Origin of the sequence: Reinekea sp. G2M2-21, assembly GCF_015687175.1 — a bacterium.
In the GTDB taxonomy this organism is placed as follows: domain Bacteria; phylum Pseudomonadota; class Gammaproteobacteria; order Pseudomonadales; family Natronospirillaceae; genus Reinekea.
In genome coordinates, this window is the sequence record NZ_JADPQG010000046.1 from 1 (window position 1) to 334 (window position 334).

General features: G+C 44.9%; 1 protein-coding gene. It reads left to right on the forward strand.

Annotated elements, in window-relative coordinates; genetic code table 11:
- The coding region (locus IYN85_RS26560; RefSeq protein WP_196161834.1) for a DDE-type integrase/transposase/recombinase at positions 1–334 on the forward strand (334 nt) is incomplete at both ends.

The following is a 334-nucleotide window of genomic DNA, read 5'->3' on the forward strand; positions in this document are numbered from 1 at the left end:
GAATTAACCAACAATGGGGAGGAGACTTCACCTACCTTAAGACCAAATCGGGTTGGCTCTACTTTGCAGTTGTGATGGATTTGTTTAATCGAGAGGTCATCGGATGGTCATTCAGCACCAAACGAAATGGCGAATTAACTAAGAGCGCTTTGCGTATGGCTTCCAATACCAGAGAACCTAAGAAAGGATGCTACTTTCATTCAGACCAAGGGACGGAATACATGACAACGAACTATCAAGAATCTCTTGATGAACTAGGTCTGGTTCGCAGTGTCAGTCGCCGTGCAACACCGACGGATAATGCGAAAGTAGAGCCCTTCTTTCATACCATGAA